General features: G+C 64.3%; 21 protein-coding genes. 12 read left to right on the top strand and 9 right to left on the bottom strand.

Features of this window, described 5'->3' with window-relative positions; translation table 11 throughout:
• Positions 1-14: 14 nt before the first annotated feature.
• Positions 15-662, bottom strand: a complete 648-nt coding sequence (locus ACIGJE_RS27950; protein ID WP_483681006.1) for a pyridoxine/pyridoxamine 5'-phosphate oxidase — start codon at positions 660-662, stop codon at positions 15-17.
• Between the two features lie 6 nt (positions 663-668).
• Entirely contained in the window at positions 669-1,445 is a 777-nt protein-coding gene (locus ACIGJE_RS27945; protein ID WP_483681004.1) for a class I SAM-dependent methyltransferase, read from the bottom strand.
• A 162-nt stretch (positions 1,446-1,607) separates the two neighbouring features.
• On the opposite strand from ACIGJE_RS27945, the gene ACIGJE_RS27940 reads away from it, so the two are divergent.
• The gene (locus tag ACIGJE_RS27940) at positions 1,608-2,510 is read left to right on the top strand and encodes a LysR family transcriptional regulator (protein WP_483681003.1); all 903 of its coding nucleotides are present in this window, start codon (positions 1,608-1,610) and stop codon (positions 2,508-2,510) included.
• A gap of 67 nt (positions 2,511-2,577) precedes the next feature.
• Here the strand turns inward: ACIGJE_RS27940 and ACIGJE_RS27935 are convergent, their stop codons facing one another.
• On the bottom strand, positions 2,578-4,077 hold the full coding sequence (locus ACIGJE_RS27935; protein WP_483681001.1) for an aldehyde dehydrogenase family protein: 1,500 nt from the start codon (positions 4,075-4,077) through the stop codon (positions 2,578-2,580).
• Between the two features lie 362 nt (positions 4,078-4,439).
• A complete protein-coding gene (locus ACIGJE_RS27930) occupies positions 4,440-4,646 on the bottom strand; it encodes a TOBE domain-containing protein (protein WP_068284405.1) in 207 nt (68 codons plus the stop codon).
• 144 nt (positions 4,647-4,790) lie between these two features.
• Here ACIGJE_RS27930 and ACIGJE_RS27925 point away from each other — a divergent pair, with 144 nt between their 5' ends.
• The 4 genes from ACIGJE_RS27925 to ACIGJE_RS27910 all read left to right on the top strand — a co-directional run bounded on the left by ACIGJE_RS27925 (position 4,791) and on the right by ACIGJE_RS27910 (position 8,274).
• The gene (locus tag ACIGJE_RS27925; protein WP_483681192.1) at positions 4,791-5,168 is read left to right on the top strand and encodes a winged helix-turn-helix domain-containing protein; all 378 of its coding nucleotides are present in this window, start codon (positions 4,791-4,793) and stop codon (positions 5,166-5,168) included.
• A 141-nt stretch (positions 5,169-5,309) separates the two neighbouring features.
• A complete protein-coding gene (locus ACIGJE_RS27920; RefSeq protein WP_068284402.1) occupies positions 5,310-5,597 on the top strand; it encodes a hypothetical protein in 288 nt (95 codons plus the stop codon).
• A gap of 287 nt (positions 5,598-5,884) precedes the next feature.
• Entirely contained in the window at positions 5,885-6,991 is a 1,107-nt protein-coding gene (locus ACIGJE_RS27915) for an ABC transporter substrate-binding protein (protein ID WP_483681000.1), read from the top strand.
• Between the two features lie 173 nt (positions 6,992-7,164).
• Positions 7,165-8,274, top strand: a complete 1,110-nt coding sequence (locus ACIGJE_RS27910) for a calcium:cation antiporter (protein ID WP_311943467.1) — start codon at positions 7,165-7,167, stop codon at positions 8,272-8,274.
• 25 nt (positions 8,275-8,299) lie between these two features.
• Here ACIGJE_RS27910 and ACIGJE_RS27905 read toward each other — a convergent pair whose 3' ends face one another.
• The 3 genes from ACIGJE_RS27905 to ACIGJE_RS27895 all read right to left on the bottom strand — a co-directional run bounded on the left by ACIGJE_RS27905 (position 8,300) and on the right by ACIGJE_RS27895 (position 10,149).
• Positions 8,300-8,740 (bottom strand): DUF6691 family protein, encoded by a 441-nt coding sequence (locus ACIGJE_RS27905; RefSeq protein WP_483680998.1) that lies wholly within the window; start codon positions 8,738-8,740, stop codon positions 8,300-8,302.
• Entirely contained in the window at positions 8,737-9,177 is a 441-nt protein-coding gene (locus ACIGJE_RS27900; protein ID WP_483681190.1) for a YeeE/YedE family protein, read from the bottom strand. The genes ACIGJE_RS27905 and ACIGJE_RS27900 overlap by 4 nt, the downstream gene beginning before the upstream one ends.
• 114 nt (positions 9,178-9,291) lie before the next feature.
• On the bottom strand, positions 9,292-10,149 hold the full coding sequence (locus tag ACIGJE_RS27895) for a universal stress protein (protein ID WP_483680996.1): 858 nt from the start codon (positions 10,147-10,149) through the stop codon (positions 9,292-9,294).
• Positions 10,150-10,466: 317 nt separating this feature from the next.
• On the opposite strand from ACIGJE_RS27895, the gene ACIGJE_RS27890 reads away from it, so the two are divergent.
• Entirely contained in the window at positions 10,467-11,654 is a 1,188-nt protein-coding gene (locus ACIGJE_RS27890; protein ID WP_415084526.1) for an acetate/propionate family kinase, read from the top strand.
• A 9-nt stretch (positions 11,655-11,663) separates the two neighbouring features.
• On the opposite strand, the gene ACIGJE_RS27885 is transcribed toward ACIGJE_RS27890, so the two are convergent.
• Positions 11,664-12,923 carry an MgtC/SapB family protein gene (locus ACIGJE_RS27885; protein ID WP_483680994.1) on the bottom strand — a complete coding sequence of 420 codons (1,260 nt, stop codon included), beginning with the start codon at positions 12,921-12,923 and terminating at the stop codon, positions 11,664-11,666.
• A 36-nt stretch (positions 12,924-12,959) separates the two neighbouring features.
• A complete protein-coding gene (locus ACIGJE_RS27880; protein WP_483680992.1) occupies positions 12,960-14,567 on the bottom strand; it encodes a bifunctional aminoglycoside phosphotransferase/ATP-binding protein in 1,608 nt (535 codons plus the stop codon).
• Positions 14,568-14,888: 321 nt separating this feature from the next.
• On the opposite strand from ACIGJE_RS27880, the gene fixL reads away from it, so the two are divergent.
• The 6 genes from fixL to ACIGJE_RS27850 all read left to right on the top strand — a co-directional run bounded on the left by fixL (position 14,889) and on the right by ACIGJE_RS27850 (position 21,631).
• A complete protein-coding gene (fixL, locus tag ACIGJE_RS27875) occupies positions 14,889-16,391 on the top strand; it encodes a sensor protein FixL (RefSeq protein WP_483681188.1) in 1,503 nt (500 codons plus the stop codon).
• Positions 16,384-17,001, top strand: coding sequence for a response regulator FixJ (fixJ, locus tag ACIGJE_RS27870; protein WP_367624549.1), 618 nt, complete (start codon positions 16,384-16,386; stop codon positions 16,999-17,001). Before fixL ends, fixJ begins: the two co-directional genes overlap by 8 nt.
• 146 nt (positions 17,002-17,147) lie before the next feature.
• Positions 17,148-17,549, top strand: a complete 402-nt coding sequence (locus tag ACIGJE_RS27865; RefSeq protein ID WP_483680990.1) for a response regulator — start codon at positions 17,148-17,150, stop codon at positions 17,547-17,549.
• Between the two features lie 99 nt (positions 17,550-17,648).
• Positions 17,649-18,344, top strand: coding sequence for a helix-turn-helix domain-containing protein (locus tag ACIGJE_RS27860; RefSeq protein ID WP_415084516.1), 696 nt, complete (start codon positions 17,649-17,651; stop codon positions 18,342-18,344).
• A 60-nt stretch (positions 18,345-18,404) separates the two neighbouring features.
• The gene (locus ACIGJE_RS27855; RefSeq protein ID WP_415084514.1) at positions 18,405-20,771 is read left to right on the top strand and encodes a phosphoketolase family protein; all 2,367 of its coding nucleotides are present in this window, start codon (positions 18,405-18,407) and stop codon (positions 20,769-20,771) included.
• Positions 20,772-20,902: 131 nt separating this feature from the next.
• The gene (locus ACIGJE_RS27850) at positions 20,903-21,631 is read left to right on the top strand and encodes a CBS domain-containing protein (RefSeq protein WP_415084512.1); all 729 of its coding nucleotides are present in this window, start codon (positions 20,903-20,905) and stop codon (positions 21,629-21,631) included.
• The last annotated feature ends 20 nt before the right edge of the window (positions 21,632-21,651 follow it).

Here is a 21,651-nt window from a genome sequence, read left to right as displayed (position 1 = left end):
CGGGAAGCATGCCGTCAGGGCCATAGCTTTTCGCGTGCCCATCCCGTCGCTCCGTGCCGGTAGTGCAGGCGTCGATGCCGACGTTCCGTGTCGCCTTGCCAGAACTCCACTTCGCGCGGGGCTACGATGAACAGGCCCCAATGCGGCGCGACCAGATCCGGCCCTTGTCGCAAGCGCTCCCGCTGCAGTTCGAGCGCCTCCTCCAGTTCCCGTGGGGATGCCAGCCTCTCGCTTTGCCTGGCCGTGAGCGCAATCGCCCGCGCGCCCAGCGGACGGGCGAGAAAGTCGGCGTCGCGCTCATGCATGTCCGCTCGCCGGACCATGCCGCGAATGCGTACCTGGCGTCCGAGCTTCGTCCAATAGAAGGTCAGGGCCACCTGGGGGTTGAGCGCCATCTGGCGCCCCTTCGGGCCCTGGTCGGTGGATGCGAAATACCAACCGCGATGATCGAGATGCTTGAGGATGAGGATGCGCGCATCCGGCGACCCCTGCTCGTCGACGGTCGAGAGCACCATGGCATGCGGTTCTTCCACCCCGGCCTGCACCGCATCGCGGAACCAGGAGGAAAACAAAAGCCGCGGATCGTCCGGCACCTCCTCCATGTCGAAGGTCGGTAGAGGACCGGCCAGCGACTTCAGGGCGCGTAATTCGTCCTTCATCATCGCACCTCACGGTCTCGATACGATCAATCGCAAGGATCCCTCGAAGAAGGGTTGGTGGCGCAGTCCACCGTAGCGATCGTCCCAGGTGCCATCCTCGAGATCGCGGCTGAGATCGGCCACGAAGCGCGCGCCGACGGCAGGATCGACGAAACTCCAGGCCGAGTTGGCAAGCCGCGCACCGGACTCGAGCAGACGCTCCGGCCTGCCGTAATAGGCTTCGCCGAACCCGTCGATGCAGTTGAGCGGGATGGGTACGGGCCGGATCTCGACATGCCCTGCGAGCGCATCGGCAATGGCCGCCATGGCCGGATAGCGGCGTGCCTCGACGGCGATCATCTCCGGGGCATAGGCATGCAGCCAGCAGCGTTCCAGCGCATCGGGATCGCAACTGAGAACCACCACCGGCCCACGCGTAACCCGGCGCATCTCCCTCAGCCCCTGCCCGAGATTCGCCCATTGATGCACCGTGAATGTCGCCATACCGGCATCGAAGCTGCGGTCGGGGAACGGCAGGCGTTCGGCCGTCGCATCGATTGCAGGCGACAGATGAACCGGCCGCTGTGCCCGCATCGAGACGGAGGGCTCGACCGCCGTCACCGTGCGATCGACCGGTTCATAGGACCCGGCGCCAGCGCCGACATTGAGCACGGTTGCCGCATCGCCCAAGGCCTCCAGGATGAATTGCGCGATGTAGGGATCCGGCTGGCGGTAGGTCCTGTAGCCGCTGCCGATCACGCCGTAATCCGCGTCACCGGCGCTGCCGTCCCCGTGTCTGCTGTGCATGTCCTGTCTCCTGCGCTGGCTTGGAACAAGGCGCGGCATCTGTTTGCCGACCGTCCTTCTTTGTTCCAAAATGGAAAAGTATATCGACCGAGAGATAGAAAACCCTATGATTTACAGAATGAAAATCGATATGATCGAACATTCATTGTTCGGAAATTGCACATGGCAAGGCATATCCCCTCGCTGAACGCGTTGCGAGCCTTCGAGGCGGCAGGCCGACACGGCCTGATGACGCGCGCGGCCGAGGAACTCAACGTCACGCACAGCGCCGTCAGCCGCCAGATCCAGCATCTGGAGCAGGTTCTCGGCGTAGCGCTTTTCGAGGGCCCGAAGAACAGGCTGCGCCTGACCGATGCGGGTTCGACCCTGCTGGCCGGGCTGGTGAAGGCCTTCGACCAGATCGACATCTCGGTTCGCTCGGTGGCCGATATCGAGCAAGGGGCGCTGGACGTATCCTGCCCCGGCACCTTCACCATGCGCTGGCTCATTCCGCGGCTCTACCGCTTCCAGGCCGAGTTTCCCGAGATTGAAGTGCGCCTGACGGCCTCGTCCCGTCCCGTCGATTTCAGCAGGGACGGCTTCGACGTCGCCATACGTGTGGGCGCACCGCCATGGCCTGAGGGAGCTGACGTCATCGGCCTGTTTCCCGAGCAGACCGGCCCGGTGCTTGCTCCCTCGCTGGCCGCGGCATCGCCCAGGGGCCTTGACGGCGTACCCCAGCTTCACACACGGACGCGCCTGCGGGCCTGGGACGACTGGCATGCGCGCTCCGGACAGTCGATCGAGCCCGGGCCGCGCCTCGAGTACGAGCATTTCTATTTCATGCTGGAGGCCGCCCGGGCCGGCCTCGGCGTCTGTGTCGCGCCATGGCCCTATGTCAGCGAGGACATCCATTCCGGCCGGTTGCAGGCATCGATGGGGTTCCTCGACAGTGGCCACGACTATGTCGCCTTGCGCCGGGCGAGGCGCAATCGCAAGTCCAGCCTGTTTTGCGACTGGCTCCATGCCGAAGCCGCCGCCTTCCAGAAATCCGACCCGCCAACCACACGTGGCGCCGCGCCATAAATCTCAAAGGCGGAGCGCTGGAGCGCCCCGCCTTTGCATCGTCGCTACGGCCGCTCGGGCGGATCCGTCAGAGCCTGGCCGCGACGGCTTTTGTCTCGGTGTAATGTTCCATGACTTCCTTGCCCATCTCGCGGCCCCAGCCGGATTGCTTGTAGCCGCCGAACGGCCAGGCCGGGTCGCCGTAATTGTGGGTATTGATGCAGATTGTGCCTGCCCTGATCTTGCGGGCCATCATATGGGCGACCTTGAGATTGCGGGTCCAGACACTGGCCTGCAGGCCGTATTCGGTGTCGTTGGCAAAGCGCGCGACCGCATCGAGATCGTCGTCGTCATAAGATTGGACGCAGACCACCGGCCCGAAGATCTCCTCGCGCACGACACGCATGTCCCGGCTGGTCTGGGCCAATACCGTCGGCTCGACGAAATAGCCCTGATTGCCGATGATGCTGCCACCGGTCACGACCTCCGCGCCTTCCTCCCGGCCCGATTGCAGGAAGCCGGTAACCCTCTGGTGCTGTTCCTTGGAAACCAGCGGGCCGAGATTGACGCTCGGATCCAGGCCATGGCCGACCTTCAGCTTGCCCGCCGCTTCCGAGACCCCTGCGACCACCCGATCATAGATCGACTTGTGGGCGAACAGGCGAGAGCCGGCGGTGCAGCACTGCCCCTGATTGTAGAAAATCGCATCGGCCGTGCCGGCGATGGCGAGGTCGAGATCGGCGTCGGGAAACACGATGGCCGGCGACTTGCCGCCGAGTTCGAGCGATACGCGCTTGAGATTGCCGGCCGCTGCCCTGACGATGATCTTGCCGACCTCGGTCGAGCCCGTGAAGGCGACCTTGTCGACATCGGGATGCTCGGCGAGCGCGGCACCGGCGGTCTCGCCGAACCCGGTCACGATGTTGACGACGCCGGCCGGAAAGCCGGCCTCCTGAATGAGTTGGCCGAAGCGCAGGGCGGACAAGGGCGTCTGCTCCGCCGGCTTGAGCACGATGGTGCAGCCCGAGGCAAGAGCGGGCGCCAGCTTCCAGGCGGCCATCATCAGGGGAAAGTTCCAGGGAATGATCTGGCCGACCACGCCTACCGGCTCGCGCAGCGTATAGGCGTGCCAATTGCCCGCGCTCGACACCGGTATGGTCTCGCCGTTGAGGCGCGTCGCCCAGCCGGCCATGTAGCGGAACATGTCGATCGAGCCCTGGACATCGCCTTGGCGCGCATTGGTCACCGGTTTGCCATTGTCGAGCGCCTCGAGCTCGGCGAATTCGTCTGCATGCTGCTCCAGAAGGTCGCCGAGCCGCCAGACGAGACGGGAGCGTTCCGCGGGAGAAATCCGGGACCACGGCCCCGTCTCGAAAGCCCGGCGTGCGGCGGCAACCGCAAGATCGATATCGGCCTTGTCTCCCGCGGGGACCTCGGCGATCTTCTCCTCGGTCGCGGGATCCTCGACGGCAAAGGTCTTGCCGCTGCGAGCATCGACCCATTCCCCATCGATCAGGAGCTTGTGCCGCTTGGCGATGAACGCCGCGGCAGCGGAACCGAGTGATGGTTTGCGGATTGCAATATTCATAAAATCCTCCCGTGTTCGAACGTTTGCCGGTATTTCATTATATTCGTTAGGATATAACGTTGGTGCCAAACCTGCGTGATGGCGGAGCGATTCCGCCATCGTGGCGTGAGTGAGCGATCGGAAATCAGCGACGATCCACGATCATCGCAATATTCTGACATATATAGCGATAGGCAAAATACTACCTGATGGCAACAGCCTATCTTCGACGGATCCTGCGGATGTCGACAAGGGAACCTCGGTTTGGCGCCCCGACGGAAACTGTGCTCGATGCCACCTGCCGATCCCCCCTTACGACGGGCCTGTGCATCCGAAGCGGGCCCCGATCATATCCCGGCGAGGAAGCTTATTCCGATCCTGTTTCAGTCGATGGCGATCATCACGTCGGAGGCCTTGATGGCCGCATAGGCTTCCTGGCCCTTCTGAAGTTTCAACGCGTCCACTGCCTCATTGGTGATCGAAGCGGTCACGATGGTGCCGCCGACATCGAGCCGCACATGCGCCGTCGTCGCCCCCTTCACGATGTCCACGATCTTGCCCTTGAGCGTGTTCCGTGCGCTGATCTTCATCGAACATCTCCCGTGAAAAGAAAGGGGCGGAAACTTGCCGGCATCGACAATCGCACCGACAGCGTTCTACGATGCCACTATATCTCGTAACGAACCAGATAGGCGCAACCCGAACGCTGGCGGAACACCGCTCCGTCCCTGAGCCTGCGCATCGATCTTGGCCCCGAAGGCCGCATCGGCCTCGGAAAAATCGAGCTTCTCGAGAACATCGCGTTGCTCGGCTCGATCTCCGCGGCCGGACGGGCCATGGGCATGTCCTACCGCCGGGCCTGGGATCTGGTCGAGGAAATCAACCAGATTTTCGGCAAACCCGTCGCCACGCGCCGGATTGGCGGCAAGAATGGCGGCGGAGCTGTCCTCACGCCCCTGGGCCTTGCTCTCATCGCACGCTTTCGCGCCATTGAGCGGGCCGTCAGCGATGTCGCACATGATCATATCGCAGCCCTGCAGAACGAGATCGTACGCCGGCCAGCTCATGAGGAGCAGGCAACACCGCAAGCGCCGCCGCGGGCGAAGAACTGAGCTGCAGATCGGGATTCAGCCCGCCCCGCCTCTCCGAGCAATGTCTGCCTCAAGAATGAAGAGGCGTCGACAAGAAGGCGCCAACAGCCCGCAACTATGGCTTAATTCGCTTCTCCCCTGTCCGACTTTGGAGAAGTTGCAATGGCTGCCATCGATCCCGTGACCGCCGGCGCCGTCCTGCTGGCAACCGCCGCCACGGATGCGGTCTATGTCATGTTCACCGCTGCGGTGGTGGCACGCAAGCGCGTCCCCGCCGCGACCTGGAGCAGCGTCTGGTATCTGCTGTCGTCCTATGCCGTCATCAGCTACACCGAGAACTGGGTCTATGTCGCCTTTGCAGCGCTGGGGTCGTGGCTCGGCGCCTACGCCTCGATCACCTTCCTGCACCGCCCGCCCGGCGGACCGCCGATCGGCGCGGCGCCAGACTAGGCCGCCGCAACCTTGCAGATCCGGCAACAGGCCATGCGAGAACCATCCGCCTTGCCGATACATGCCGCATGCGTCTCTGGTCGGGTCCAGAAACTGTATGGCCCGCCTCGGCCATACAGATTGGCGCAATTTGCATGGGACCGTTCCTGTGCACCTCGATGGTGCGTCTGTATGAGGCTGTCTTCGAGCGGCACGAACGGGTTGCTCCCACGGGCGCCAAGCCTCGCGGCCCTGACGCCCGCCCACGATCCCGACCCATGGCGTCCAATCCCGGGAGATGCCACCTCATGAAGACGTCGTCCCCCCGTCAAGAGCCGACCAACGGGCCAACCATTCGGATCGGTGCCCTGGCTCCGCTCACCCAGCCTGGCTGGGTCGAGGCAGGCCGACATCTGCTCGCCGGGCTCGAATTGGCCGTTGGCGAGGTCAATGACGCCGGCGGCATCGGCGGAAGAGTGCTCGAACTGCTGGTCCGGGACACGGCCGCCGACCCACAAAGAGCCGTGGCAGCGGTCGATGAATTGAATCACTTGGGCGCGGCCGCCCTGGTGGGGGAATATCACAGCGTCGTCGCCCGCGCCGCGGCTGGCAGAGCCGATGCCCTTGGCCTGCCGTTCCTCTGCTCTTCGGCAGTTCTCGACGCGCTTGCCGAGCAACCGACAAACTGGGTCGCGCGCCTCGCCCCGGCTCAATCCCACAGCTGGCAAGCCTACGCCGACTTCCTCCTTGATGCGGGCCATGGCCGTATTGCCGCAGCGACCCAGCCGAGTGTCTACTGGGCATCCGGCGTCCGCCTGCTGCGGGATTACCTTGCCTCACACGGCGGCACCGTCATCGAACTCGACATGACCTCGCTCACCCCCGTAGCGATGTGCGACGAACTCGCCGGCCTTGGCGTAACGGCCCTGCTTCTGCTGGTCGGGTACCCCGAGCCGGCCCTGGCGATCGTCGAGGCCGTCCGCCGCGATCACCGGCTCGCCGGGATGATGATCGGTGCCCCAGCCGGGCAGCCGGAGTTCGCTGAATGGGCGAGGTTGCTCGGCGCCGATGGCATGGCCATCCCGTTCCTGCGCTATCTGCCCGGGCGTCTCGGGCCTCTCGGCACCCGCATCGAAATGCTCCTGCGCGAACGTCTGGCCGAACCTCCCTCCTTCGTCGCCTTCGAAGGCTACGACACCATCGCCGTCCTCGCTGCCGCCCTGCACGCTCACGGCACGGATCGGGCGCGCATTGCCGAATCCTGGCCCCAACTGGCCGTTACAGGCACCCGTGGCGAGATCCGGTTCTCCCGCATGCCGGGCATCGGTGTCTGGCAATGGGCCTGGCCACCCGTCCAGGTCGTCGATCGAGATCCGGCGGAGCCGGATCGGTTTCGGGTCCTCCATCTTCGGTGAGAAAGCCGAAAAGGCCCGATCGTGGCCTTTTCTTTCCGGTCTCTTTTGTTTCGAAGTGTCTTTGCAATTCGACGCCGCCTCGCAGATGGCGGCCCCTTCGGCCCGGATTTGCCGTGAAGCGGCTGTCAAGCCATTCTGCGGCATTCTGTTCGACATCCGAGGTCATCCCCTTCATGCCGATCCTGATCCTCCGTCTCGCCACCGCATGGGCCAGCGTCGCCGCCTTCCAGTTCCTGGCAGATCCCCTGCTGGGACAGCTCGACATGCCACTGGTCGCGGTGGCGGTCTTCGCGTGGCTCCTGGCCGTGATCATGTGGACGGCGTTCGGCGTCGTACATGAGGCGGAGGTGCTGGCGCACCGCCTCGGCGAGCCCTACGGCACGCTGATCCTCACGCTCGCGATCGTCATCATCGAGGTGGCACTGATCTCAGCCGTGATGCTTGGCGCCAAGGGAGCACCGACGCTCGGGCGCGACACCATGTTCGCCGTGCTGATGATCGTCCTCAACGGGGTGGTCGGATTGGGCCTTCTGCTCGGCGGCATGAAGCACTTCGCCCAGCGCTACAATCTGAAGGGTGCCTCGTCCTATCTCGCCATCATCATACCGCTGGCCGTCATCCCGCTGATCCTGCCGAACTTCACCACCTCCGTCAGCGACGGCTCGCTGACGCGTTTCCAGGCGATCAGCTTCTCGATCTTCACGCTCATGCTCTACGGCGCCTTCCTGGTGCTCCAGACCGGCCGCCATGCCGAGTTCTATCGCGAGCCGTCGACCGAGGCGCCTCCGGCGCAAGAGGAGGAGGCGGAAATCGAGGAGGCAGCGGCAGGCGGCCCGATCGCAGCGCCTCTCCTCCTGCTTCTGCTGAACATCCTGCCCATCGTCCTCCTGGCGAAAAGCCTGGCCAAGGTGCTCGACTTCGGCATCGCCCGGCTCGGCGCGCCGACGGCGCTCGGCGGCATTCTGATCGCCATGATCGTGTTCACGCCGGAATGCATCACGGCTTTGCGGGCCATCACCGCCAATCAGTTGCAGCGGGCCATCAATCTGTGTCTCGGTGCAGCCGCCTCGACACTGGGTCTCACCGTGCCGGCCATTCTCGTGATCGGCCTCCTGACCGGGCAGAATGTGGTGCTTGGGCTCTCGGCGACCAACATGATCTTGCTGGCGATGACGCTCGTGCTGTCGACGCTCACCTTCACAGGCACCCGGACGACGATGCTGGAAGGCGCCGTGCATCTGGGCGTGTTCTTCGTCTTCCTGGTCCTGGTCTTCAGCCCGTGAAAAACACGCCGCCGGATGCCGCAGGTCAATCTCCCGCTTTCGCGAAAAGGCGGGACCAGGCCAGCATTCCCAGGATCATTGCGGCGACGAACAGCAACACGACCGGTCTCGCCGTCGACAGCGCCGCGATCGCTGGTCCCGGGCAAAATCCGGCAAGGCCCCAGCCTACGCCGAAGAGCAAGGCGCCGAGGAGAAGCGGCCGATCGATCCTGGTCTTGGCAGGAAGATGGAAGCGCTCGTCGAGCCAGGGACGAGACAGGCGACGCTGCAGGAAAACACCGGGAATGGCGACCAGCACAGCGCCTGCAAGGACGAAGACCAGGCTCGGATCCCAATGGCCACTGGCAACGTTCAGGAAGCCGAGCACGCGGGCGGGATCGATCATGCCCGATATCGCAAGCCCCAGTCCGAAAATCATGCCGGCCAGCAGCGATACGGCCGGCCGGAACAGGTTGCCGTCCTTCATCGCACCAGCTCCAGCAAGGATGCCGTGAGCAAGCCGCCGCCCAGGAACATGGCGGTTGCCGCAATCGAGCGCCGTGAAAAACGGGCGAGGCCGATAATGCCGTGCCCGGACGTGCAGCCCGATCCCATCCGCGTGCCGAAGCCGACCAACAGGCCTGCCAGCACGACCAGCGGCCAGGGCGTGGATACGGTCATGGCAGGCAGAGATCCATTGGAGACGGCAAGGACGATCGGGCCGAGCACCAGCCCGACGACAAAGGCGCCATTGTCGACAACGCGCTGGCCTGCCAGAAGGCGACCGGCAATGCCGCTGATGCCTGCCACCCTGCCATTGGCAAGCAGAAGGAGCACGGCGGCGGCTCCGATCAGCATTCCGCCGAACAATGCATTCCAATAAGCCGCCATGGCGTCCTTCCGGCCTGATCGGGCATGGCGCAGCCTTCCGGCCCAGGCTGCCTCGCCCCGCTCCTCGTCAATTCGGCGAGCATAGGTTCGCAGATCCTAACATTCGCCTTCGCGGGCCGGAAACGCCGCCACGGCCAGCCGGCCCGATCAATGCGCCATCAGAACGGGGAGTTCTGCTCTGTCGAGCACATGCTGGGTCAAGCCGCCGAGGAAGGTCTGGCGCAGGCGGCTATGGGTGTAGGCCCCCATGACCAGCAGCGTCGCGCCAGCCCGGTCGCAGGCTGCCAGGATCTTTTCGCCATCGCTTCCGGCGAGATCCGGCACCAACCCCGCCTTCTCCACGATCACGCCGTGCCAGTGCAGATAGTCGGCCAGATCCGCGATGCCGTTCTGCCGGTCTGCTTCGGAGGGAATGGTGACGATCGAGATGCGTTCCGCCTCATGCAGCAATGAGATGGACTGGCCGACGGCACGCGCCCCTTCCAGGCTGCCGTTCCAGGCGATCACGACATGCCGGAGCAGATTGTCCGGCAGGCGCTCCCCCAGCATCAGGGTCGGTCGCCCCGAAGAAAACACCGCCGCGTCGAACGCCGCTGCATCGAAGGGCCCGCCTTTGGTCGGGTTGTCGACGATGATGAGGTCATTGACGCGGCCATTGAGCGCCACGAGCGTCTCGACGTCGCCGCCCCTTTCGGTCCAGGAGGCGAAGGTGGCATCGAGCCGGCGATTGGGCTGCAGCTCGACCCGACTGCTGAAACACCAGCGTTCGAATGCCTGCCTGCCAGCCGCGGCCAGAGCCTTGGCCTCGCAGGAAGCATTGCATTGGGGCGGGACACCGCCTGCGCCGACCAGAAGAACGGGCGGAGCCACGATCTCCAGGTCCGGCCTGACATAGAGTGTGTTGATATGGGCATGCGTGCGCCTGGCGAGCCCCAATGCGGCCGCCAGACGACGCTCGGGCCGGATGCCCGGGCCGGTGGGAACCAGAATGCAGCGAAGTGGCACGGCGGATCTCCTTGGATGACACTCTTGTTCTAGGCTCGGCGTTTCCCCCGACATTGAGCTGCATCAAGGCCAGCCAAAAGCGCTCTCGAATAGGTTGGCCTGCCGCCCACGCAGGACCGATGGACACTCTGGTCGTGCCGGGGCTCCAAGCCGGGAACATCCCGGGCCGGCAATTGATTTACCAAAAGAGTCAGATGCGGCGGGTCCCGCCTTCTGCGCTCTGACACCAGGCGTCCTCACCGGCAGATCATACTCGGCCGACGTTGCTTCCATCTCGATCGCACTCGCCAGAGTGGCGGCCAAAGGAAAATCTTTCGATGAACGGCATCCTTCTCACCTGCAATCCCGGCTCCTCCACCATCAAGCTCGGGCTGTTCAAGCGTGAGGACAGGAAGCTCGAACGCCTGGGCATGGGCATCATCGACCTTCGCCGCAAGCCGCTCGGTCTCCACATCGTGGAGGGTCCCGAGGTCGTCGATATTCCCCTGAAGGCCTCAGCCACCGAGGACTTCCACGACGTCATCGACGAGACCCTCGACCTGTTGAGCAGACATTTTTCTCTCGACGAATTGGTGGCCGTCGGCCACCGCGTCGTCCATGGCGGCGACGTCTTCTCGCGGGCCGCCCTGATCGACGATGCGACCTTGAGCGCCATCGAGGACCTGGTTCCCCTGGCTCCGCTGCACCAGCCCCAAAGTGTGCGGCTGATCCGGGCCGTCCGGCACCTCCGCCCCCACCTGGTGCAGACCGCCTCCTTCGATACCGCCTTCCATCATGCCCAGGCCGATATCGTCCGTCGCTTCGCGCTGCCTCGCGATCTCTTCGACCAGGGCATCAAGCGCTACGGCTTCCACGGCCTGTCCTATCAATTCATCGCCGGCAGGCTGAGAGAAATCGCACCACGCCTGGCCACCGGACGGGTGGTGGTCGCCCATCTGGGCAGCGGCGCAAGCCTGTGCGCACTCGCCGACGGGGTCAGCCGCGATACCTCGATGGGGTTCTCGACCCTGGACGGCATTCCCATGGCCACGCGCTGCGGCGCCCTGGATCCCGGCGTCCCGCTCCATCTCATGAAGCAGCGCGGCTATTCGCCCGAGGCTCTCGAAGATCTGCTCTATCACCGCTCCGGCCTGCTCGGGATCTCGGGGTTGAGCGCCGATACCCGCGACCTCCTGGCCAGCGATGCAGCCGAGGCGGCCGAAGCCATCGACCTGTTCTGCCTGCGGATCGCCCGGGAAATCGCGGCGCTGGCGACAACCGTCGGCGGGCTGGATGCACTGGTCTTCACGGCCGGCATCGGCGAGAACCAGCCCCTCATCCGAGAGAAGGTCTGCGGCCACCTCGCCTGGCTCGGCCTCGATCTCGACTTCGAGGCCAATAGCGAGAATGCACGCCGGATCAGCGCCGATACCAGCGAGATATGCGCCCTGGTGATGGCGACCAACGAGGAACAGGTCATAGCCGAGGAGGCGCTCGGGCTTCTCGCCAAACTCGACGGTGAATAGGCGTTCGCGCTAACGCATGCTCGCCAGATAACCGGCGGCTCCTCCCGCCGCCACGGCAAGCAGGCTGATCGCGCCGAAAGGCAGGGCGCAACGCCATCCCCCGGCATAGGCGGCCATGCCCACCTTTGCCAAGGCATTCACGGCGACAGCCAGGCCGATGGCCAAGGCGGCGGAACCAAGGCCAAGATCGGCAAGGCTCATGCGGGCGATCGAAACGGTGGCCGCATCGACATCCGCCAAACCTGACACCGCCGCGAGCATCATGACGCCCGCTCCTCCATAGGCCTGCTGCAGCAATTTGCCTGCCACCAGGACGACAGCCATGAAGGCTGCCAGCTTGAGTGCCGAACCGAGTTCGAGCGGATTGGAAAGCTCCAGCTTCGGGGCCTCGTGGTCCACACGCCTGATGGCCAGAACGCAGGCGCCGATCGCCTGCGTCACCGCCGCAGCCAGGGCCGGAAAGGCCAGGCTGGCGAGCAGGCCCGGATTGAGAAGGGCAGCGATGAGGCCGACACGCAGCACCATGATGGCGCCCGCCGACAGCATGCCCGCAACCAGGATCGACCAGGATTGCGGATGGGTTCCGGCCATACGGGCCAGAGCCATCGTGGTCGCGGTGGAGGACGACAGGCCCCCGGCGAGGGAGGCCAGAATGACGCCGAGCCTGTCGCCGAACAGGCGGATGGCGACATATCCGCCGAAGGAAATCCCGGCGATCAGGATCGCAAACAACCAGAGCTGCCACGGATTGAGGGTCTGCCACGGGTCGACGGTTCGATCCGGCAGGATGGGCAACAGCACGCAGGACATGGCGAGCAGCACCAGCACGGCCTTGATCTCCGGCCAGGTCAGTCCGCGCACCCACCCGTGCAACTGTTCCCGCAAGGCGAGCAGGATCGTCATTGCCACCCCGGCGGCGGCAGCAATCTGGACCTCACCGGTCAGCGCATAGGCGCCGAGGAGGAAGGTGAGCAATCCCGCCACCAGCGAGGTCGCCGAAAAATTGCCCTCGGCCTTCGCCTCCAGCCAATGAAACGTCGTCAGGGCACCCGTGAACCCCAGGAACACGAAGCCGAGGATCACCGGACCGACCGCATGGGACAGGGCGCCGGCGACGCCTCCGGTGAGTCCGGCAAGCGCGAATGTACGAAGCCCGGCGACCCGTTGGTGATCCTCCTCCTCGCGGGTCCGCCAGCCCCTTTCCAGGCCCACGAGCAGGCCAATGCCGAGGGCGACCGCAAGGCGGGCAAGGATCTCGGTCTGGCTCATGCCGATCTTGCCCTGCCGGGCAGCTTTCCGCCCGGATCAGTCTGTGCGGGACTTGCCATTCGCGCATCTGAGCGCCAGGCACGACAGGGCTTCATCTTCGACATCCTTGCGCGGCAACGTGGCATCGAGACGATGCCACGAAATACGCCCCAGATCATAGTCCGCCTGTTTGCGCACCACGTTGACATCGGCATCGGAGGCGTCGTTCGCCCGGCTGGCTACGCGCTGCTCCATGACGGGCAGCGGCGCGTGCAGCCAGAAACCGGTGAAGCCGACGCCGGCACGCAGCGCTATGCCCTCCGCGACGTGCCTTTGGGGCAAATTCGCATAGACGGCATCCAGGATGACGCTGCAATCCGCAGCCAGGACAACATCCGCCTTGCGGCTGAGCGTGTCATAGACGGCGGTGCTGGAAGACGGCGTATAGGTCGAGGATGGCAGCTTCTGTGTCTGCTCGATGCCGGCAAGGCGCTTGCGCTCGATGTCGCTGCGCAGGACGACGGCACCGGGCGCCCTGCCCAGGAACGGGGCCAATGCCAGCGCCAATGTGGTCTTGCCCGTGCCCGACAGGCCGCCGATCGCCACCAGCCGTGGCGGCAGCTTGCCCAGGAAACGACGCGCGAGCTCGAAGTAGCGCCGGGCTTCCAGCCGGCTTGCCTCGGCCTCCGACGGTGCCTGGACCATCGCCGCTGCAGCTGCGATCTTGGCCCGCAAGGCTGCCCTGATGGACAGGAAGAGAGGCAAGGCTGCAAGGCCGGCCAGATGAGCTTCGGACGCTTCCCACAAATAACGGTTGAGCACCACATTGGCATGGCGATGCAGCCCGCGATCCCAGAGGTCCATCAGCAGGAAAGCCAGGTCGTACAGCACGTCGCAGGTCGCGATCGCCTCGTCGAATTCGATGGCGTCGAACAAGGTGGCCCGCCCGTCGATGACGGCGATGTTGCGCAGATGCAGATCCCCATGGCAGCGCCTGACGAAACCAGCCTTGCCGCGTTCGATCAGGAGATCGAAGCAATCGCGATGAGCCCGGCTGGCCGCCTCGGTCAGGACCTCGATTTCCTGCAGCGGAAACAAGGTCGGGCTTTCGCGAAATGCCTCGTCATTCTGCCGGATGTAGCGTTCCAGGCTCCGGGCAGCCTCCAGGCCATCTCGGATCGGGGCCTGTTCATGGGAAGCAAGCACGGCCGCGACGATCTCGGCCAGGAGGCTCTCGCTGATTGCGTTTCGGTCGGCGAGCCGGTCGAGCGTGCCGGTTTCGTCGAAGCGTCTCATCCGCACGACCCAGTCGACGGCCTCCCCTTCGCCGTGCAACTGCAGCCCGTCGCCGGACCTGGTGATCGGGACGGCGTCGAGATAGATCTGCGGCGCATAGGCGCTGTTGACCTCGACCTCCCGCTGGCAAGCCCATTCCCGGCGTTCCACCGTCGACAAATCCATGAACGGGAAGCGAACGGCTCGCTTGAGCTTGTAGACACGGTCTCCCGCCAGGAAGACGATCGCACCGTGGGTGTCGATGCGTTCTACCGGCTCGGTCCTGCCATGCGTACCGGGTGAAAGCAGAAAATCGATCACCTCACCTTGGTCGGCAACGACATGAGAGGTCGCGGAAGAAGATTTTCTCAAGGTTGTGGACGTTGCCATGGTTATCCCCCTTCAACGATGCCGGGTCGATACATGGCTCCATTGAAGGGCTTCACGGTGCGAGCGAATTGATCCAGCGCAAGATTGTCCAATTTGGCGTCTGGGAAGGCAGCCGATTCACCCAAAATGAAATCGCCGGCCGGGCCTTTGTCGAAAACCAACCGATCGCCACCCGAAATGGGCCCGTAACTGCTCCCCGTTTTGAACAATTCTTCTTGAAAGATCGCCTCCGCCTCCCTCTATAGAGGAAATCTCTCGCGGAGGCCGGATGTGGTCGCACCATTGCAGGATGGGTCTGTTCCAGGCCAGGAGGATCGCGCGATCCGGACCGGCCTCGACTGCACGGGCATCGGCACCTGGATCTTCGATGTCGCCTCCCGGACGTTGAACATATCGGACACGACGCGCGCGCTCCTCGGATATAGCGCCGGGCAGGCCCTCGACGACCGCACTTTCCTTGCCTTGCTGGACCCCGCCGACATCGAGGCAGCGACGGCCGCACTCAGCGCCTCGATTGCATCGGGTTCAGCCTTCGACATTTCCTGCCGCGTCCGTGCCGAGAACAGCCCCGGCCGCTGGCTGCGCCTTCGGGGCGGTGTCCAGCAGGGCGAAGACGGCAGGGCAATTTGCCTGGGCGGCATCGTCATCGACATCGACGAGGAAAAGCGTCTCGAAGAGGCCTTGCGCACGCGCGAGGAGCATCTTCGCTCCATCCTGGAGACGGTTCCCGATGCGATGGTCGTCATCGACGAAGCCGGGATCATGCAGTATTTCAGCCGCGCGGCGGAGAGGCTGTTCGGATATGCCGGATCAACGGCGATCGGCCAGAATGTCAGTATCCTGATGCCGGAGCCGGACCGGTCGCGCCACGACGACTACCTGCATCGTTATCAGCATACCGGGAACCGCCACATCATCGGCATCGGCCGCATCGTCACCGGCAAGCGCGAGGACGGCTCCACTTTCCCGATGCACTTGTCGGTGGGCGAAATGCAGTCGGGCGGGCGCCGCTACTTCACCGGGTTCGTACGGGACCTGACGGAATATCAGCAGACGCAGGCCCGCCTGTCCGAACTGCAATCGGAACTCGTGCATATGTCACGGCTGAGCGCCATGGGAGAGATGGCCTCCGCCCTGGCGCATGAACTCAACCAGCCCCTGGCGGCGATCAGCAACTACCTGAAGGGTTCGCGGCGCCTGCTGAGCGCCTCCAACCTCGAAGGCCTCGACAGGGTCGAAACCGCGCTCGATCAGGCAGCGGAGCAGGCCTTGCGGGCCGGGCAGATCATCCGGCGCCTGCGCAGCTTCGTGACGAGAAGCGAGAGCGAGAAACGCATCGAGAGTATCGCCAAGCTCGTCGAGGAGGCAGGAGCGCTCGGCCTGGTCGGCGCCCGCGAACAGGGAATTGTCCTGCGTTTCGACCTGGATCCCGCCTGCGACCTCGTCCTGGCGGACCGCGTCCAGATCCAGCAGGTCCTGGTGAACCTCTTCCGCAATGCGCTCGAAGCCATGCAGGGCTCCCCGCGGCGTGAACTAACCGTTGCCAATGCCCCGCTCGGCGACGACATGATACGTATTCGCGTCGAAGATACCGGCCATGGTTTTGCCGAGGACGTCCGCTCGAGCCTGTTCCAGCCCTTCTTCACCACCAAGCAGACCGGAATGGGCGTCGGCCTTTCCATCAGCCGCTCCATCATCGAAGCCCATGGCGGAAAGATGTGGGCCGAGACCAATCAGGCCGGCGGCGCCACCTTCCAGTTCACCTTGCCGCTCGGCACCCTTGCCGACTCCCAGAACTTGTCCGAGACTTCTTCCGATGCCTAACAATGCCAGGGTCTTTATCATCGACGATGACGCGGCTGTACGGGATTCGCTGGCGTTCCTCCTGTCGACCTCCGGCTTTGCCGTCACCGCTTTCGAGACAGCCGAGCACTTTCTCGAGGCCCTGCCCCGGCTCGGCTTCGGCTGCGTCGTCACCGATATTCGCATGCCCGAGATCGATGGCATCGAGCTGCTCAAGCGTTTGAAGGCGACAGCTGCCGATCTGCCGGTGATCGTCATGACCGGCCATGGCGATGTTCCCCTCGCGGTCGAGGCCATGAAACTCGGCGCACTGGATTTCATGGAAAAGCCTTTCGAGGACGAACGTCTCATCAATGTCCTGCAGGCGGCGTTCGAACAAAGCAGCAAGGCGACCAAGGTCGCTGCGGATGCAAGCGAACTGGCAGCCCGCCTCGCCTCCCTCAGTCCGCGCGAGCGACAGGTCATGAACGGCCTGGTTGCGGGCCTCTCCAACAAGGCGATCGCCAAAGAGTATGATATCAGCCCACGCACGGTGGAGGTCTACCGCGCCAATGTCATGATGAAGATGCATGCCGGCAGCATCTCGGAACTGGTCAGGCAGGCGATACGCAGCGGTGCCCTGATCGATTGATCGCCTGCGTATCGCAATAGCTCCGCCGCGCATCAGACCGGCGCCAGGGCCGGACCTTGAGCTGCATCAATTCCGCACCGGGAACACCGGCATATGCTCCCTCTTTGCACCGTCCCGTCCGGGCCCCTGCGGTGCCGGGAACCGCCATGACGTCCTCTCAGCCTCTCTTCGTAATTGCCGTCATCGATGACGACCGCGACGTGCTCGGCTCGCTCCGCTTCCTTCTGGAAGCCGAGGACTTCACGGTACGCACCTATTCGAGCGGCGTCGACTGCCTGTCGCAGATGGCCTCCTTCGCGCCCGACTGTTTCGTCATCGACTACAAGATGGCGGAGATGGATGGTCTCGAACTCGCCCTCCATCTGCGCGCGAGAGGACAAGGCGGGCCCGTGGTGCTGATCACCGGCTATCCCGACGAGACGATCGAGCACAAGGCGCACCGTGCCGGCATCCAGCACGTCGTGCTCAAGCCTCATATCGCCGAAAGCCTGGTTGCCAATGTCCGCGCGGCCATCGCCGACAGGAGCTTCCCCCGCGACATCCGGTAAGGCCCTTAGGGGTCCTTCCCTAGGGATTCGACCGAAATTTTCGCAGGCCTCGTTCGGGCCTACGACTTGGCCATCCGCCGCATCCAGGAGATGGCCACGATGTTCTCTCGCCACGAAATGTCCGCCCGGCCGAACGCCGACGCGCCACCACCTGTCGCCATCGGCGCCGCCAGTTTCGGCTCCTCCGGCTTTACGCTGCTGCCTACGCTGCTCGGGACGGTGCATGGCTATGACAAGGGCGAGGAGATCTATGGCGACGATGAGCCGGCGGACTATGTCTACGAAGTCATCAGCGGCGCGGTTCGTACCTGCAAGCTCCTGGACGATGGCCGCCGGCAGATCGGCGCCTTCCACCTGCCCGGCGACATCTTCGGCCTGGAGATGGGGTCGGTGCATCGCATGACCGCCGACGCGGTCGTCGATACCACGGTGCGGCTGGTGCGGCGCAAGAGCCTGGAAGAGGCGGCCCTCAAGGATATCGGCGTCGCCAACGCCTTGCGCGCGCTGGCCTTGCGGGACCTCAGGCATGCCGAAGACCATATGATCCTGCTCGGCCGCAAGACGGCCCTCGAGCGTGTCGTCACCTTCCTGCTCGAAATGGATCGGCGGCTTGCCGTGGCCGGCATGTTCGAGCTGCCGATGTGTCGCCGCGACATCGGCGACTATCTCGGCCTGACGCTCGAAACCGTCTCGCGCGTGATCTCCCAGCTTCACGGCAAGGGCGTGCTCGGCCTGTCCAATGCCCGCCGGATCGTTTTGCGCAATCGGCAACTTCTCGGCGCCATGGCCGTTTAACTGGAAGCACCTTCGACCAGCACCCCATCCCGCCCTCCTGGAAATCTCGAAGACCTTGCCATGACCACAGCCTTGAAGCCCGCAGAACTCGCCCTCATCGACCGCTATTGGCGTGCTGCCAACTATCTGTCGGTCGGGCAGATCTACCTCCTCGACAATCCGCTCCTGCGCGATCCCCTCACGCTCGACCATGTCAAGCCGCGGCTGCTCGGCCATTGGGGCACCACGCCGGGCCTGAACTTCCTCTATGCGCATCTCAATCGCGTCATCAAGCGCGACGACCTCGATGTCGTCTTCATCTGCGGGCCGGGCCATGGCGGACCGGCCATGGTGGCCAACACCTATCTGGAAGGCAGCTATAGCGAGATCTATCCGGAGATCGCCGAGGACGAGGATGGGCTGCGCCGCCTGTTCCGGCAATTCTCCTTTCCGGGCGGCATCCCCAGCCACGCTTCCGCGGACACGCCCGGCTCGATCCACGAAGGCGGTGAGCTGGGCTATGCCCTGGTTCACGCCTATGGCGCGGCTTTCGACAATCCGGACCTGATCGTCGCCTGCGTCGTCGGCGACGGCGAGGCCGAGACCGGCCCCCTCGCCGCATCCTGGCATTCCAACAAGTTCGTCAATCCCGTCCATGACGGCGCGGTGCTGCCGATCCTGCATCTCAACGGCTACAAGATCGCTGGCCCCACCATTTTGGGCCGGCTCGGGGACGAGGAAATCCGCAAGCTCTTCGAGGGCCTCGGTCACGAAGTCCTCTTCGTCGAGGGGTCGGAGCCCGCCTTGATGCACCAGGCCATGGCTGCGGCCTTCGATCAGGCCTTTGGCCGCATCCGCGCCATCCAGAATGCGGCCCGTACCAAAGGCGAGACGGGGCGTCCGCGCTGGCCGATGATCGTGCTGCGCAGCCCCAAAGGCTGGACGGGCCCCAAGGAGGTCGACGGCCTCAAGACCGAGGGCTTCTGGCGCTCCCATCAGGTGCCGCTCAGCGGCCTTGCGGAAAAGCCCGGTCATCTGGCTTTGCTCGAATCCTGGATGCGAAGCTACCAGCCCGACCAGCTCTTCGATGCCGAAGGCCACCTCCTGCCGGACCTGAAGGCGCTCGCTCCGAAGGGAGACCGGCGCATGGGCGCCAACCCCCACACCAATGGCGGCCGGAAATATCACCTGCACTGCCCCGACCCGCGCGCTTTCGCGGTCGCGGTGACATCGCCCGGCAAGAGCAATGCAGAGGCGACCCGGGTCCTCGGCCGCTATCTGGGCGAGGTGATGCGCCTCAACGCCGAGGCCCGCAATTTCCGCATCATGGGACCGGACGAGACCACGTCCAACCGGCTCGATGCCGTGCTGGAGGTAACGGATCGCACCTGGATGGAGCCTCGCCTGCCGGAAGACGTCCATCTGTCGCCGGACGGGCGCGTGATGGAGGTCTTGAGCGAGCATCTATGCCAGGGATGGCTGGAAGGCTATCTGCTGACCGGCCGCCACGGGCTGTTCAATTGCTACGAAGCCTTCATCCACATCGTCGATTCCATGTTCAACCAGCATGCCAAATGGTTGAAGGTGTCGCGCGAGCTCGCCTGGCGCCAGCCGATCGCCTCGTTCAACTATCTGCTCAGCTCCCATGTCTGGCGCCAGGACCATAATGGCTTCAGCCACCAGGATCCGGGCTTCATCGATCTTGTCGCCAACAAGAAGGCGGACATCGTCCGGGTCTACCTGCCGCCGGACGCCAACACGCTGCTCTATGTCGCCGACCACTGCCTGCACACCTACGACCGCATCAACGTCATCGTCGCGGGCAAGCAGCCTTCTCCCCAATGGCTGGACATGGAAGCGGCGGTACGCCATTGCCGTGCCGGCATCGGCCTGTGGGATTTTGCATGCAACGAACAGGGCAGCGAACCCGACGTGGTGATGGCCTGCGCCGGCGACGTGCCGACACTGGAAACGCTGGCTGCCGTCGACCTGCTGCGCCAGCATTGCCCTTCGCTGAAGATCCGTGTCGTCAATGTGGTCGACCTCATGGCCCTGCAGGATCCCAGCCAGCATCCGCATGGGCTCGAGCAGCGCGAATTCGACGGGCTGTTCACCACCGACAAGCCGGTGATCTTCGCCTATCATGGCTATCCCTATCTCATCCATCGCCTGACCTACAGGCGGACCAATCACGACAATTTCCACGTGCATGGCTTCAAGGAAGAGGGCACGACCACGACGCCTTTCGACATGACGGTGATGAACGGTCTCGATCGGTTCCATCTCGCCATAGCCGCCATCGATCGCATCCCTGGCCTGCTGCCGGCGGCCGCCCATGTAAAGCAGGCGCTGCGCAACAAGCTGATCGAGCATGAGGACTATGTGCGCCGCCACGGCGACGACATGCCCGAGATCAAGAACTGGGTCTGGCCGCATGGCACGAATTGAGGTTCGCCCAGTCCGGCGCCAACCACGCGGCCTTGCGTGAGATCAATGCAGCCTGCGCTTCAGCCGCTATCCGACAGCAACCAGGGGTCGCGCCATATCCCGGCCGCCCACCCATCAGTAAGGAGGCCACCATGCGGGTCGTAGACGTGATGACACGCAACATCGTCAGCGTGACGCCCCAAGCCACTTTATCCCAGGCGATCGACCTCATGGTCCGCTCGCACATAAGCGGCCTGCCCGTTGTCACCGAGGACGGGCGGCTGGCCGGAATCCTCAGCGAAGGGGACCTGCTGCGCCGCCCCGAACTCGGCACGGAAAAGATCGGGGCAAGCTGGTTCAGTTCCCTGTTCAAGGCAGGGCACCTGGCACAGGCCTATGCACAGACCCATGGGCGGCGGGTCGATGAAGTGATGACCAGGGACGTCGTCGTCGTCGCTCCGAACCAGCGGCTCGAGGAAGCCGTGCTCCTCATGGAACAGCACGGCATCAAGCGCTTGCCCGTCGTCGAAAACGAGCGGGTCGTCGGCCTGCTGTCCCGCGCGGATCTGGTGCGGACCCTGGCCGAGTTCCTGCGCCAGCCCTATGAGGAACAGCCGGTCAGCGACGAAGGCATCAAGGCCGCGATCGAGGCCGAGTTCCAGGCCCAGCCATGGGCGCCGGCCGGCGCCATCCGGGTCGAGGTCCAGAACGGCCGGGTGGAATTGAGCGGTGTGATCACGGATGAAAACCAGCGCAGCGCCATCCGAATCATCGCCGAGAACACGCCCGGCGTGCAATCGGTACGCGACAATATCAGCTGGGTCGAACCGATGACCGGTATTGTCCTGTCTTCCCCCGAAACCCGGGACAAGACGGACTGATCCCTCTTCCCTTTGCAGCA

This window comes from Labrys sp. E2SS-1L (assembly GCF_057073705.1).
Note: the sequence above shows the minus strand (reverse complement) of the source record. Positions and strands in the feature narration are given on the sequence as shown.

What these genes read in the sequence shown, in the direction of transcription:
- ACIGJE_RS27950 (WP_483681006.1), bottom strand. Translation starts at nt 662, where the DNA reads ATGATGAAGGACGAATTACGCGCCCTGAAGTCGCTGGCCGGTCCTCTA.
- ACIGJE_RS27945 (WP_483681004.1), bottom strand. Translation starts at nt 1,445, where the DNA reads ATGCACAGCAGACACGGGGACGGCAGCGCCGGTGACGCGGATTACGGC.
- ACIGJE_RS27940 (WP_483681003.1), top strand. Translation starts at nt 1,608, where the DNA reads ATGGCAAGGCATATCCCCTCGCTGAACGCGTTGCGAGCCTTCGAGGCG.
- ACIGJE_RS27935 (WP_483681001.1), bottom strand. Translation starts at nt 4,077, where the DNA reads ATGAATATTGCAATCCGCAAACCATCACTCGGTTCCGCTGCCGCGGCG.
- ACIGJE_RS27930 (WP_068284405.1), bottom strand. Translation starts at nt 4,646, where the DNA reads ATGAAGATCAGCGCACGGAACACGCTCAAGGGCAAGATCGTGGACATC.
- ACIGJE_RS27920 (WP_068284402.1), top strand. Translation starts at nt 5,310, where the DNA reads ATGGCTGCCATCGATCCCGTGACCGCCGGCGCCGTCCTGCTGGCAACC.
- ACIGJE_RS27915 (WP_483681000.1), top strand. Translation starts at nt 5,885, where the DNA reads ATGAAGACGTCGTCCCCCCGTCAAGAGCCGACCAACGGGCCAACCATT.
- ACIGJE_RS27910 (WP_311943467.1), top strand. Translation starts at nt 7,165, where the DNA reads ATGCCGATCCTGATCCTCCGTCTCGCCACCGCATGGGCCAGCGTCGCC.
- ACIGJE_RS27905 (WP_483680998.1), bottom strand. Translation starts at nt 8,740, where the DNA reads ATGAAGGACGGCAACCTGTTCCGGCCGGCCGTATCGCTGCTGGCCGGC.
- ACIGJE_RS27890 (WP_415084526.1), top strand. Translation starts at nt 10,467, where the DNA reads ATGAACGGCATCCTTCTCACCTGCAATCCCGGCTCCTCCACCATCAAG.
- ACIGJE_RS27885 (WP_483680994.1), bottom strand. Translation starts at nt 12,923, where the DNA reads ATGAGCCAGACCGAGATCCTTGCCCGCCTTGCGGTCGCCCTCGGCATT.
- ACIGJE_RS27880 (WP_483680992.1), bottom strand. Translation starts at nt 14,567, where the DNA reads ATGGCAACGTCCACAACCTTGAGAAAATCTTCTTCCGCGACCTCTCAT.
- fixJ (WP_367624549.1), top strand. Translation starts at nt 16,384, where the DNA reads ATGCCTAACAATGCCAGGGTCTTTATCATCGACGATGACGCGGCTGTA.
- ACIGJE_RS27865 (WP_483680990.1), top strand. Translation starts at nt 17,148, where the DNA reads ATGACGTCCTCTCAGCCTCTCTTCGTAATTGCCGTCATCGATGACGAC.
- ACIGJE_RS27860 (WP_415084516.1), top strand. Translation starts at nt 17,649, where the DNA reads ATGTTCTCTCGCCACGAAATGTCCGCCCGGCCGAACGCCGACGCGCCA.
- ACIGJE_RS27855 (WP_415084514.1), top strand. Translation starts at nt 18,405, where the DNA reads ATGACCACAGCCTTGAAGCCCGCAGAACTCGCCCTCATCGACCGCTAT.
- ACIGJE_RS27850 (WP_415084512.1), top strand. Translation starts at nt 20,903, where the DNA reads ATGCGGGTCGTAGACGTGATGACACGCAACATCGTCAGCGTGACGCCC.